11 protein-coding genes are annotated in these 13,318 nt (G+C 60.8%); 7 read left to right on the forward strand and 4 right to left on the reverse strand.

The features are described from left to right. Positions 1-5 precede the first annotated feature (5 nt). Both rodA and DTQ13_RS07180 read left to right on the forward strand, forming a co-directional pair. The gene (gene rodA, locus DTQ13_RS07175; protein ID WP_052349127.1) at positions 6-1,160 is read left to right on the forward strand and encodes a rod shape-determining protein RodA; all 1,155 of its coding nucleotides are present in this window, start codon (positions 6-8) and stop codon (positions 1,158-1,160) included. Between the two features lie 88 nt (positions 1,161-1,248). Beyond that, positions 1,249-1,905, forward strand: a complete 657-nt coding sequence (locus DTQ13_RS07180; protein WP_081563446.1) for a LysE family translocator — start codon at positions 1,249-1,251, stop codon at positions 1,903-1,905. 77 nt (positions 1,906-1,982) lie between these two features. Here DTQ13_RS07180 and glyS read toward each other — a convergent pair whose 3' ends face one another. Next, complete coding sequence (gene glyS, locus DTQ13_RS07185) at positions 1,983-4,088, reverse strand: glycine--tRNA ligase subunit beta (protein WP_248460432.1); 2,106 nt, start codon at positions 4,086-4,088, stop codon at positions 1,983-1,985. Next, a complete protein-coding gene (locus DTQ13_RS07190; RefSeq protein WP_248460433.1) occupies positions 4,081-4,977 on the reverse strand; it encodes a glycine--tRNA ligase subunit alpha in 897 nt (298 codons plus the stop codon). The genes glyS and DTQ13_RS07190 overlap by 8 nt, the downstream gene beginning before the upstream one ends. A gap of 278 nt (positions 4,978-5,255) precedes the next feature. On the opposite strand from DTQ13_RS07190, the gene DTQ13_RS07195 reads away from it, so the two are divergent. From DTQ13_RS07195 to DTQ13_RS07215, 5 genes are all read left to right on the forward strand, one after another. Further along, the gene (locus tag DTQ13_RS07195; RefSeq protein WP_192848012.1) at positions 5,256-6,041 is read left to right on the forward strand and encodes a DUF2076 domain-containing protein; all 786 of its coding nucleotides are present in this window, start codon (positions 5,256-5,258) and stop codon (positions 6,039-6,041) included. Between the two features lie 150 nt (positions 6,042-6,191). Next, positions 6,192-7,808, forward strand: a complete 1,617-nt coding sequence (locus tag DTQ13_RS07200) for an FAD-dependent oxidoreductase (RefSeq protein ID WP_248460434.1) — start codon at positions 6,192-6,194, stop codon at positions 7,806-7,808. A 332-nt stretch (positions 7,809-8,140) separates the two neighbouring features. Continuing rightward, the gene (locus DTQ13_RS07205) at positions 8,141-9,091 is read left to right on the forward strand and encodes a GNAT family N-acetyltransferase (RefSeq protein ID WP_248460435.1); all 951 of its coding nucleotides are present in this window, start codon (positions 8,141-8,143) and stop codon (positions 9,089-9,091) included. 192 nt (positions 9,092-9,283) lie between these two features. Beyond that, positions 9,284-11,104: an aspartate--tRNA ligase gene (gene aspS, locus DTQ13_RS07210; protein WP_043560765.1), complete on the forward strand. Its 1,821-nt coding sequence runs from the start codon at positions 9,284-9,286 to the stop codon at positions 11,102-11,104. A gap of 135 nt (positions 11,105-11,239) precedes the next feature. Further along, the gene (locus DTQ13_RS07215; RefSeq protein WP_248460436.1) at positions 11,240-12,055 is read left to right on the forward strand and encodes a nucleotidyltransferase domain-containing protein; all 816 of its coding nucleotides are present in this window, start codon (positions 11,240-11,242) and stop codon (positions 12,053-12,055) included. On the opposite strand, the gene xth is transcribed toward DTQ13_RS07215, so the two are convergent. Further along, entirely contained in the window at positions 12,052-12,822 is a 771-nt protein-coding gene (gene xth, locus DTQ13_RS07220; protein WP_248460438.1) for an exodeoxyribonuclease III, read from the reverse strand. The two genes, DTQ13_RS07215 and xth, sit on opposite strands and share 4 nt — an antisense overlap. Positions 12,823-12,849: 27 nt before the next feature. Then, positions 12,850-13,185: an iron-sulfur cluster assembly accessory protein gene (locus DTQ13_RS07225; RefSeq protein WP_086431131.1), complete on the reverse strand. Its 336-nt coding sequence runs from the start codon at positions 13,183-13,185 to the stop codon at positions 12,850-12,852. Positions 13,186-13,318: the final 133 nt, after the last annotated feature.

Consider the following 13,318-nt stretch of genomic DNA (forward strand, 5'->3'; position numbering starts at 1 on the left):
ACGTCATGCCGCTGAAGGACTTCACCGTTCCCCGTACGGCCCGCCGCCTGCTGCGGGCAGAGCCGAACCTGCGCATGTTCTCCCGGCTCTGGCAGATCAACTGGTTCTTTGTTCTGCTGGTCTGCTGTCTGGCCGGTGTGGGGTATGTTGCCCTGTATTCAGCCGGTGGCGGGCGTGCGGAGGCTTTTGCCCAGCCCCAGCTCATCCGTTTCTGTTTCGGGCTTCTGATGATGCTGGGCGTGGCGCTGGCCAGCCCACGGGTCTTGAGGATGCTCTCCGTGCCCATTTATGGGCTGTCCATCCTGCTCCTGGTACTGGTGCTGAAGATGGGGCATGTGGGCAAGGGGGCGGAACGCTGGATCAATCTGGGCGGCTTCCAGTTCCAGCCCTCCGAATTTGCCAAGATTGCCCTGGTCCTCATGCTTTCAACATGGTTTTACCGGATCGGGCGGGACCGTATGGGCAATCCGCTGCGGCTCATCATCCCGGCGCTTCTGACACTTCTGCCGGTCGTGCTGGTGTTGAAGGAGCCCAATCTGGGGACAGCAACCATTGTTGGTGTGATCGGGGCTTCACTGTTCTTTGCGGCGGGGATGCGGTGGTGGCAGATCATCATCCTTGTTGCGCCCCTGCCGTTTCTGGGGCCCTTCATCTATAATCATCTCCATGATTATCAGAAGGCTCGGATTGATACCTTTCTGCATCCTGAGCATGATCCGCTGGGGGCAGGGTACAACATTCTCCAGTCCCGTATTGCTCTGGGGGCGGGTGGGCGCTGGGGGCAAGGCTACCTGCATGGCACGCAGGGGCAGCTGAGCTTCCTGCCGGAGAAACAGACAGACTTCATCTTCACCATGATCGGGGAGGAATGGGGGTATGTCGGGGGTGTGGCCGTCATCGGGCTACTGTTCCTGATCCTGCTGAGCAGCATGCTGATTGCCCTGCGTTGTCGGAACCGCTTTGGCCGGCTGGTCGGGTTGGGCATCGCCATGGATTTCTTCTTGTACTGCGTGGTCAATCTCTCCATGGTCATGGGGGTCATCCCGGTGGGAGGCGTGCCGCTACCGCTGATCTCCTATGGAGGGTCAGCCATGCTGACCATGATGTTCGGTTTCGGTCTGCTGCTTTCCAGCTGGGTGCATCGGGATGACCCTGACTGATCTATTGGAACCGTAGGGCCGAGACCCCATCTGGAGGAGGTCGGGTTGCGGAGTATCGTGGCCGGTTTTTTTCAGGTGTCTGTTTTTTATGCATCAGTGGCTTCTTCCCCTGCTGGCTTTTACGACCGCAGCGGCAATTTTCACCATCACGCCGGGGCTGGACTCCGTCATGGTCCTGCGGACGGCTGCCTCCGATGGGCGCCGTGCTGGGGTCGGGGCCATTTTTGGCATTGCCGTGGGGCTGAGCCTCTGGGGGCTGGCAGCGGCCTTCGGGCTGACGGCCCTTCTGGCGGCGTCTTCCACGGCGTTCTTCGTCGTCAAATGTGTTGGTGCGGTTTATCTGGTCTGGATGGGCGTCAGCCAGCTTCTGCGCCCCCGTATGGCACTGACGACGGAGGCCGGGCCGGAGCAGGCCCGGCGGGTGGAACATCGCAACGCCTTCTGGCCGGGATTCCGCCGTGGGATGCTGACGGACCTGCTCAACCCCAAGGCGGGTATTTTCGTGATCACCTTTTTCCCTCAGTTCATCCCGCCCGCCACGGATGTGGTGGCGTTTACGCTCGTGCAGGTGGTGATCCAGGTCGTGCTGACCTTCATATGGCTGGGGCTGCTGGTGGCCCTGACGGTCCCGCTGGCACAGTTCTTCAACCGGCCCGTCGTGGTGCGCCGTCTGGACCGGCTGACCGGGCTGGTCTTCATCGGTTTCGGAGCCAAGATATTCCTGACAGACAGTCCCTCGCACTGAGAGGGACACATAAAAAAGGCCGGTGAGAGAACGCTCCCACCGGCCTTTTTATCGTAGCCTGTTTGTGAGACTGAAGCTCAGCCTTCGATCCGGCCAAAATCAGCAATCAGCTGGCCACTGCGGCTGAAGGCCGACAGCAGGCGCAGACGGTTGAGACGCTGGCCAGCATCTTCCGCATTGACGGTCACGGCCTCGAAGAAGCGGTCCATGATCGGACGCAGGGCGGCGAGATGCTGCATGGCACTGGTGAAGTCATCATCGGCCAGACTGGCCGTGATCTTCGGCCCGGCCTCATTCAGGGCCGCATCCAGGTCACGTTCCTCATCCTGTACATAGAGTGCCGCTTCAGGGGCCTGATGGTGCGGGCCGTCCTTTTTCTCCTCGATGCGCAGGATGTTCGTGGCCCGGCGGTAGGCTGCCAGAAGGTTCTGCCCGTCTTCCGTGCCCATCATGTCGGACAGGGCCTCCACACGGCTGAGCAGGCGGACCAGGTCGCCATCCAGATGATCGGTGAAGAGGCTCTTGTCTTCCTGCACCTGTGTGACGGCCAGCGTGGCATCCAGCACGTCGTGACGGCGTCCTTCATTGCGGAGCTGGACCCGGAGCCTGTCGGTGAAGAAGGGTTCCAGCTCACCCAGAGCGGAATCCTTGCCCTCTTTCCCGGCATAGGCCTCAGCTGCTCTGGAAAGCAGGCTGCCGAGGTCGATGCGCAGGCCATTGTCCCGGATGGTGCGGATCACCCCAAGGGCGGCACGGCGCAGACCATAAGGATCACCAGAGCCGGTGGGGGTTTCCCCGATGGCGAAGAACCCCGCCAGCATGTCCAGCCGGTCCGCCAGAGCGACGGCCACGGAGACGGGAGCACTGGCCGTGCCATCCTGCAACCCACGGGGCATGTAATGCTCGGCAACGGCCTGGGCCACTTCCGGGGCTTCACCATCATGGGCGGCGTAATAGCCGCCCATCACGCCTTGAAGCTCGGGGAACTCACCGACCATGCCGGTCGTCAGGTCGGCCTTGGCGAGCAGACCGGCCCGTTCGGCGTGTTTCATCTGTACGTCACTCAGCTGCATGGCCGTGGCGATGATGCCTGCCAGAGTGCTGATGCGCCGTGCCCGCTCTTCCTGAGTGCCCAGTTTCGCATGGAAGGTGACGGGCTTCAGGGCCTCGACACGGCCGGCCAGTTTCGTCTTGCGGTCGAGGTCCCAGAAATGGCGGGCATCGGCGAAGCGGGCCCGCAGGACACGTTCATTCCCGGCGATGCAGAGCGTACCGCCGTCGCTGAAGGTCTGGTTGGCCACGAAGGCGAAATAGGGAGCGGCCTTGCCGTCTTTCGTGCGCAGGGCAAAGTACCGCTGGTTGACCCGCATGGAGACCTGCATGACTTCCGGTGGAAGGTCCATGAAGGCATTATCGATGCGGCCCAGCAGGGGCACGGGATATTCCACCAGCCCGCTGACCTCACGGACCAGCCCTTCATCCTCGACAAGCGCCAGCCCCTTCTCATCAGCGAGCGCATGGACACCCTGACGGATGAGATCGGCCCGTTTCTCCTCGTTGATGACGACGTGGCGGGCTTCCAGTTCCTTCAGCCACTGTTCCGTGCCAATGACGGTGAACGTGCCGGGGGAGAGGATGCGGTGGCCTTCGGTCACGTTGCTGCTCTTCAGCCCGTGGGCGTCGTCATCCTGACGGGCCAGGGTGAAGGGAACTGTCTGGCCATCCAGCAGGCAGACAATGTGATGGAGCGGGCGTACCCAGGTGAAGAGGGAGCCATTGCCCCAGCGCATGGCCTTGGGCCACGGGAACTTCCAGAGGAGGTCCGGCAGCTGTTCGGCAACCAGCTCCGCCGCCCTGACTGGCGGCAGGGTACGGTTGAGAACCCAGAAACCGTTTTCCTTCGTCAGCTCATCGGGGCTGACGCCATGCTTGCGGGAGAACCCGGCAAGGGCCTTTTCCGGGGCATTTTCCCGGGGGCCACGCTCGGAAATGGTGCGGGTGGGGATGCTCTCATCCACCTCGAGGCTGGCCGCAATGTGGCGGGCACCATGAAAGCTGCGGATGTTGCGGGGGTTCAGATCGGCGAGGGCCTGTTCCAGCAGGCGGGCGAGGTCCTCGGCAGCACGGGCCTGCATCCCGGAGGGGATTTCCTCGCAGAAGAGGTCAAGAAGCAGTTCAGCCATGAGTGGTTTCCTCCTCGTCTCCAGCAAGCCATGCTTCGCAGGCTGCCCTGGCCAGTGTACGCACGCGCCCGATATAGGAGGCACGTTCCGAAACGGAAATGACCCCCCGGGCATCCAGCAGGTTGAACAGATGGGAGGCTTTCAGGCACTGGTCATAGGCGGGCTGGGCCACGCCAGCCTCGGAGAGGCGGATGGATTCAGCCTCGGCCGCCCGGAACTGGGCAAGGAGCATGTCCGTATCGGCCAGCTCGAAATTGTGTCGTGAATAGTCCCGCTCCGCCCGGAGGAAGACATCCCCATAGGTCAGGCCCCGGCCATTGAAGTCGAGGTCATAGACATTCTCGACACCCTGCACATACATGGCCAGACGTTCCAGCCCGTAGGTCAGCTCGGTGGAGGGAACGACGGTCGGGATGCCACCAACCTGCTGGAAGTAGGTGAACTGCGTGACCTCCATGCCGTCGCACCAGACTTCCCAGCCCAGCCCCCAGGCCCCGATGGTGGGGTTCTCCCAGTCATCTTCCACGAAGCGGATGTCGTGCTTCTCGGGGTCGATCCCGATGGCCCGGTAGCTTTCCAGCAGCAGGTCCTGGCTTTCCTGCGGGGTGGGTTTGAGCAGCACCTGATACTGGTAATAATGCTGGAGGCGGTTCGGGTTCTCGCCATAACGGCCGTCGGACGGGCGGCGGCAGGGCTGCACATAGGCGGCAGCCCACGGCTTGCGGCCCAGTGCCCGCAGGGTCGTGTGAGGGGACAGTGTACCCGCACCCAGTTCAGTATCGTAAGGCTGGAGAATGGCACAGCCCTTCTGTGACCAGAACTGATGAAGGCGCAGGATCAGATCCTGAAAGCAGGGGGGCCGGGATGTGGACAATTCACTAGGCTCCATTAACGTAAAGATGTCTGCATATTACAGGATGAGAGGCCGGATCACCAGCGGGTAGGGGGGGGAGAGGGTAAAGAAGTTGCCGCCGTGCAGGGCGGTTTCTTAAGATGGTCTTTACGGCAGGTGCATTCTGTGGGCCTCTGCCGGGAGGAGAGGGAGCCAAGACCCTTGCGGGGGATGGAGAGCTGTATCATATCATGTGGCATGAAGAGACAGCGCCCATGTTGCGCCCCGCCCGGGCGGGCAGGGGCTGCGGAGCAGTTGTGAAGGACAGCACGCCCATGAACTCGGAAGAACGTGATCTCATAAGTCGCTTTGTTGCCCGTGTTGGGGGAGGCGTGGGGCTGCCGAATGGCCAGAGCCCGGCGTCCCTGCCGCCGATCGACCCGGAGGCAGACCGTTTCATCGCCGAGAATTTCCAGCGTTTCCCGGAGGCCCGCTACCGTATCACGCAGCTGGCTGTCGTGCAGGAGGCGGCTCTCTCCCAGGCGCAGGCCCGCATCCGTGATCTGGAGTTCCAGCTCCAGCAGGCGAGGGGGCAGATCGCCCAGCTCCAGCAGCAGGCCAGTCAGCCGGGGCAGCAGTCAGGTGGGTTCTTCTCCGGGCTGTTCGGTCGGGGGGCTTCTGCGTCCGCTCCACCGCCCCGCGGGGCCGCCCTGCCACCGGGCTGGGGGCCTGCCTCTGGTGCTGCTGCGCCGGAGATGGGGCGGAGTTATGCCCCGCCACCGGGTTATCAGCCGGGTATGTTCGGGCGGTCCGGTTCCGGCTTTCTGGGGTCTGCCCTGTCCACGGCGGCCGGTGTCGCAGGCGGGATGATGGCGGCCCATGCGCTGGAGGGTCTGTTCTCCGGGGAGCATGGCCATGAAGGTGTCGGTGGTGCTGGCGATGGTTTTGGCAGTGAAACGACCATCATCAACAATTATGGGGACAATTATTCTGATCCGTTTGCCGGAAGCGGGACAGATGCCGCAGGGTTCTCTCCGCAGGATTTTGGCCCGCAGGATGCGCCGGTTGATAATGGCGGTGGCTTCGGTGGTGATGACATCGACAGGGACGATTTTTTCTGAGATCGGCTCCGAACGGAGCATGATGCAGGCGGGGCCTTCAGGGGCCCCGTCTTGTCATCATGGAGTACATATTCCGGCCGTGATGGCCCCATGTTCGGAACAGGCTATGTGACCGCCGGGGGCTGACAGAAAGGGACAGGACAGAGAGTTATGGAAAAAGCCCCCCAGCCCGTTCTCGGGCCTGATGCCAGCGCTGAGACATCGGACCAGCAGCCGGACCGGACCCTGTATGATGTGGCTGCTGTTGAGGATGTCAGGGAAGGAGAGGTTTTTTCTGTCATCATCAAGGAGCAGTCCATTGCTCTCGTGCGTGTCGGGGGGGAGGTTCATGCGCTGGGGGGGCGTTGCCCGCACAAGGGGGCGCCGCTGCGGGGGCGTCTGCACTGTTACAGCAAGGCTCACGGTGATGTGATTGTCTGCCCGTGGCACAAGGCGGTGTTTGGCGTACGGGATGGCCGGGTGAAGGAGCCGGTCGCCTTTTCTGGCCTGCCCGTCTATCCTGTCCGCCTCGTGGAGGGGCGGGTGCTGGTCGGGGTCAGTCCTTTGCCTGCCAGAGTTCCTGAGCCCTGCATGGAGGACAGTTCCGTGCTGGTGCTGGGTGGTGGTGCGGCGGCAGCCAGTGCCATCTATACCCTGCGTGAGGAGGGTTTTGCCGGTAGCATCATCCTCATCGGAGATGAGAGCCTGCCTCCTTATGACCGTCCATCGCTCAGCAAGGGCATTTTTCTTGGGGGGCCGGACAAGGTTCAGCCTCCGCTGCTGCTGAATGATGCTTTTTTTGCCCATCATGAGATCACCCGTGTGCAGGGGACAATCACCAGTCTGGACTGCACGGCAAAGCGTGTCGAACTGGCTGATGGGCGGGATTACAGTGCGGACCATGTGCTGATCACGACAGGGGGGCGGCCTGCGAAGCCGGATCTTCCCGGCATCGAGCTGACCGGGGTGATGACCATGCATGGCGTGCAAGATGCCCGTCAGATTGCAGAGGAGATCACGGGGGAGCAGGCTGTCGTGCTGATAGGTGGCGGGCTGACCACGTTGGAGCTGGCTTCTGCCCTGCGGCAGAAAGGGGCTGGTGTGACGGTGATTGCCCCGGAGCAGGTCATTCCCATGGAGGCCCAGTGGGGGCGGGAGGTCGGGCGCATCCTGCTGCGCCTGCATGCTGACAATGGTGTAGCTTTCATCACGGATAGTGAAGTGGTGAACATATACGGAAAGGACCATGTGGAGGGCATCGAGCTTGATGATGGCATGAAGCTGCCCTGCACCCATGTTCTGGTGGCTGTCGGCAATGAGCCATGCCGCAGTTTCCTGCCTGATGATGTTGGGACGGACGCTGATGGTGGGGTGTCTGGCATTGTTGTGGATGAGGACATGCGGGTTCTGCCCGGCATTTATGCGGCGGGGGATGTGGCCGCCTTCCAGCATGAAGGAACGCTTTGTCGCATTGAACACTGGCGTCAGGCGCAGATAGAGGGGCGGGCCGCTGCCCGGACCATTCTTGGTCTGTCCCGGCAGCCCATGCCCATTCCCTGGTACTGGACCCAGCAGTTCGGCAAAAAGCTGGAATATATGGGGTGGGGAGAGCCGTTCGACCGGGTCCTGATAGAAGGGGACTTGAGCGGGTTCGACTTCATGGCGGCTTACATGAGGGGGCAGAAGGTGGTGGCGCTGGTTTCGGCTGGCCGGTCTTCCGCCATGGCTCGTGCTGCGGTCGATTTTGATGGGTTCGTTGCAAAAGAGGTGCGGACAAGCATCGTGTGATAGGGCTTGCATCCTGTTTGTTCCACATGGTTAACGGCTGCCTTCTGCAGGGCAGCCGTTTTCTGTTTCCGCAGCTGTTTTGTCGGGAGAGGGGGACATGGGATGGCATGACTGTCAGCTCATGCTCATGCCGTGGGTACAAGTGAGAGTCTTCGTATCTGTTCTGCAATAATTGTAAGTTCTTTTTTTACCAAAAAGAAATATTAATGATAAATTATGAATGTTTCATGTGGTCTGGATTTGCAAATTAAAAAAATAATTAATTTTTATATGATTATGCAAGTGCTATGAGGCGCCATCCATTATTTTGTTACAACATGTATTGAGATATTATGCCAGATACTGCACCGTCTCGTCCGAATACTTCCATTTTTCATCAGGAATGGTGGCTTGCTACGGCCAGTCGGCAGGCAGTGTCCTTCATTGATGTGGAAATGGGGGGCAGGGTTGTTTCCCGTTTTCCTTTCGTAATGAAAAAGAGGCTTGGCTCTCCTGTCATCAGGATGCCCAAATATACCCGCACGCTGGGGCCGGATTTTGCTCTGCCACCATCAAAAACATTTCGCCAGGAGCAAAATATCAGGCATGTCGTGGACAGGACCGTTGCCAGCCTGCCCAAATATCATGGTGTCCATTTCTATCTGGACCCCGACAATGCGTCCTCCTTTGCGTTCAGGCTGGCTGGGTTCAGGGTGTACCAGGATTTCACCTTCCGCATCATGCCTGAAAAAACTCTGGACATGGCCTGGCAGGATTGTGACCAGAAGACCCGCAATCTCATCCGCACGGCGGATAAAAAACTTACTGTCCAGCAGTCTGGGGATGTGGCTCCGTTCATCGACCTGGTCAGGCAGGAACTGCCACAGAACCATCATGACTATGCCCTGCTGGAAGACCTGTTTACGGAGGCCCGTAATCGGGACCAGGCCATGGCGCTCTATGCTCATGATGGGGGCGTGCCCGTCTCGGCAGCCCTGCTCGTCTGGGATGACAGGGTGCTGTATTACTGGCAGGCCGTCCGTGTCCGCCGCTCCAGAGTGCCGGGCATGAACATGCTGCTGATCTGGAAGGCGATCGAGGAAGCCAAGAGGCGCAACCTGATTTTTGATTTCGATGGTTTCGGGTCTGTCAGAACGGCCAAGATGCTGGCCAGTTTCGGGCAGAAGCCGGTCATAAGGCCGGAAATCCGCTTCGAGACGCCCCTTTACGCCATGAAGTGCCGTCTCATCAATGTTGTCCGGCGGCATGTGCTCAGGAAGTACCGGGGTTACGATCTTTTCTGAGGCCATCATCTGGCCCTGGTTCCGGGGTGGTGGCGCTGATTAGGATTGGCTTTTCCACCACGATTGGGGTAGGAAATCCCTTACGGGGAGAGCTGCGTTCAGGGCGTGGCCGCCATTCCATGTAGCGAGCCGGAGCATTGGGCACAGCCTGTGCGGAGCCGGGTCACAGACAGATTGACGAGGTTTGAATTCATGCATCAGTACCGTACCCATTTCTGCAACGCCCTGCGTGCTGATGATGCAGGCAGGACCGTACGGCTGTCGGGCTGGATTCACAGCAAGCGTGACCATGGCGGGCTGCTCTTCATCGACCTGCGGGACAATTATGGCGTGACGCAGATCGTCGTTCCGTCCGAAGGGGCGCTGCTGGAACAGGCCGAGCGTCTGCGGGTGGAGAGCGTCATCACCGTGACGGGTGAGGTCGTGGTGCGTGAGGAGGGGCAGCGCAACCCTTCCCTGCCAACGGGTGATGTGGAGGTCCGGGCCAGCGGGATTGACGTGCAGTCCCGGGCGGAGGTTCTGCCCTTCCAGGTGGCCGGGCAGGAGAACTATCCCGAGGACCTGCGCCTGAAATACCGTTACATCGACCTGCGCCGGGAGAAGATGCACCGCAACATCATGCTGCGCAGCCAGGTCATCACCAGCCTGCGCCGCCGCATGGTCGAGCAGGGCTTCACGGAATTCCAGACTCCCATCCTGACGGCCTCCTCCCCGGAAGGCGCACGGGACTTCCTCGTTCCGGCCCGTCTGCATCCCGGCAAGTTCTACGCCCTGCCGCAGGCTCCGCAGCAGTTCAAGCAGCTGGCGATGGTGGCCGGGTTCGACCGTTATTTCCAGATCGCCCCCTGCTTCCGTGATGAGGCCTCCCGTGCGGACCGCAGCCCTGGCGAGTTCTATCAGCTCGATTTCGAGATGTCCTTCGTCACGCAGGAAGACATCTTCAGCGTGCTGGAGCCGGTTCTGGCTGGCGTGTTCAACGAATTCACACCGGAAGGCTGGAAGATCACGGACGGGGCCTTCCCCCGCATCCCGTATGCCGATGCGATGCGGGATTACGGGTCCGACAAGCCGGACCTCCGCAACCCGCTCATCATCAGGGACGTGACGGAACAGTTCGCTGACTCCGGTTTCGGTCTGTTCGCCCGCATTGCAGCCTCTGGTGGCCGTGTGCGTGCCATCCCCGCACCGGGTGCGGGCAGCCGCCCCCGGGCGTTCTTCGACAAGCTCAATAACTGGGCACGGGATCAGGGGGCCGGGGGCCTCGGTTACATCATTTTTGATGAGGAAGGTGGCAAGGGGCCGATCGCCAAGAACCTGGAAGCTGACCGTGTCGAGAAAATCCGTGAAATCTGCGGCCTGAAGGCCGGTGATGCGGTCTTCTTTGCAGCGGGCAAGGGGGATGAGGTCGTCAAGTTCTCCGGCGTGGTGCGGACGAAGGTGGCGACCGATCTGGATCTCATCGAGAAGAATGCCTTCCGCTTCTGCTGGGTCGTGGACTTCCCGATGTATGAGCGCAACGAGGAAACGGGCGAGATCGACTTCTCCCACAATCCGTTCTCCATGCCGCAGGGCGGTCTGGAAGCCCTGAACACGCAGGACCCGCTGACCATCAAGGCCTATCAGTACGATATCGTCTGTAACGGTGTGGAGCTGTCCTCCGGTGCCGTGCGTAACCACCTGCCGGACGTGATGCTGCGGGCCTTCGAGATCGCCGGTTATGGCCCGGATGTGGTGGAGGCCCGCTTTGGCGGGATGCTCAATGCGTTCCGTTATGGTGCCCCGCCGCATGGTGGCGCTGCGCCGGGTGTGGACCGTATCGTCATGCTGCTGGCCGATGAGCCGAACATCCGTGAGGTCATTCTCTTCCCGCTGAACCAGAGCGGTGAGGACCTGATGATGGAAGCTCCGGCTCCGGTCGAGCCTGCCCGCCTGAAGGAACTTTCCCTCAAGCTGGACCTGCCCAAGCCGAAGCCCTCTGCTGGTGGCAGCAAAGCTCAGGAAAAGCAGGGCTGATTCTGGTTCTCTGATCTGTTGATCTGATCCGGGCAAGGCCGGGGCGGCGCGATCCGCTCCGGCCTTTTTCGTGTCAGGTGTTTCTTCCTGCGCCGCTCTGTCCCATTCTGGGAAAGAAAGGGAAGGAGACCTGTCATGAATTTTGATGAGATCATGCCGGATTATGTGCCGGAAATTGCACCGGACATACGGGAGGAGGTCATGACCATCCTGCGTCAGATCGAGCGGGACCATGATGTTGACATCCTGTTCGCTGTGGAAAGTGGTAGCCGGGCCTGGGGCTTTCCCTCACCGGACAGTGACTACGATGTCCGCTTCATCTACCGTCACAGGCTGGACTGGTACCTGTCCCTGAAGCCGGGCCGGGACGTGATCGAGCTGCCCATTTCCGATGATCTGGACGTGAATGGCTGGGACCTGCGCAAGGCCCTGAACCTGCTGACGAAACCCAATCCAACCCTGATGGAATGGCTGGTCAGCCCGGTGCGTTATCTGTGGCGGGAGGAAGCGGATGAGCTGGCTGCTTTTGCCAGACAGGTCGAAGCTGGACTGAGCTGCCAGCTTCACTACCTGAATCTGGGCCGCAACAGCTGGAGACGGGCGATCCGGGAGGATGGCAGCACGCATTACAAGCGGCTTTTCTATGCGCTTCGTCCAGCCATGGCCTTACGCTGGATGCGCCTGCATGAGCATGGCCAGCCTCCGATGAACTTTCAGGCTCTCTGTCAGGGCTGCGACCTTCCGGCCGCCGTGCTCAGGCCCATCCGGGAGCTGCTGCACCTCAAGTCCAGAAGCCGGGAGCAGCAGAGCGGCCCTTCCATCCCTGCCGTGAATGAGCTGATCGAAGCCGAATTCGCTTACGCCGAGGCCATGACCCTGCCAAGGCCGGGCATGGACGTTCACGAGCAGGCCGAAGCCTTGTTTCGGAAGCTGGTGAAAGCCGAGTTCTAGGAAAGGCTGACCACTACCGGCACATGGTCGGATGGCTTTTCCCGTCCCCGTTCGTCCTTGTCGATGGTGAAGCCGGTCAGGCGGTCGGCAAGGCGGGGGGAGAGCAGGGCATGGTCGATCCGCAGGCCGGAATTGCGCTGGTAGGCTCCCGCCTGATAGTCCCAGAACGTGTAATGCCGCCCAGCAGGGTGCAGGCAGCGCAAGGCGTCCGTCAGGCCGGACCAGAGAAGGCGGCGGAAGCCCGCACGGCTTTCCGGGCGGAGCAGGGCATCGTCCGGGGACAGGGCCTTGGGGGCGTAATCCTCTTCTGTCGGGCAGACATTGTAATCCCCGATGAAGGCAAAGGATCGTTCCTCTTTCTGCAGGGTCAGGGACCGCTGGTGCAGGGCATCAAGAAAGTTCAGTTTCTTGGTGAAACCGGCATCCCCGCCTGAATTGCCATTGGGCAGGTAGAGATTGCCGATGGTGACCCCTTCAATCTCCGTCTCGATGTAGCGGGCCTCGTCACTCTCGAAGCCGGGCAGATGATCGGTCGTGACGGTCAGGGGGACACGGCTGATGAGGGCCACTCCATTATAGGCCTTTTGCCCCGCCACGGCGACGTGAAATCCGGCTTCCTCAAAGAGTTTCGGAAACTGGTGCGCCTCGCACTTGATCTCCTGAAGGCACAGCAGGGTGCAGTCCGGGTTACGGTCCAGCCAGTCCTTCACCAGATGGGCACGGGTGCGGATGGAGTTGATGTTCCAGCTGGCAAAGGTCAGGGACATGGGGTGGAGGGCCTCCAGAGTGAAAAGTCAGGCGAGGGAGAAGCTGCTGCCACACCCGCAGGATGAGGCGGCGTTGGGGTTGTTGACGGTGAAATGGGCACCCATCAGCTTGTCGATGAAGTCCAGCTCGGCCCCTTCCAGAAGGTCGAAGCTGACGGGGTCGATGAACACGCGGGCCCCGTCCTTTTCGATCAGATGGTCACCAGCCTCTTTCTCCCGCACCAGTTTGAACTGGTACTGGAAGCCATTGCATCCTCCGGCGAGAACGGACACACGCAGGGCCATGCCGTCCGGTTCGGACTGCTGGCTGATGATCTCTGCAATGCGGGCAGCTGCCGCCCCTGAAATGCTAAAATCGGCCACGGACAATCTCCATAATCATCACAAAATTTCACGCCATTGCAGCATACATGGCGGAGAGATGTTGACACTATAAGGCCGGCCGCCAAGAATCGAAACCGGAAAGGCTGTATGCTTCGTGCGGCCCGCTCGGATA

Source organism: Parasaccharibacter sp. TMW 2.1888 (assembly GCF_023167265.1).
GTDB lineage: Bacteria > Pseudomonadota > Alphaproteobacteria > Acetobacterales > Acetobacteraceae > Bombella > Bombella apis.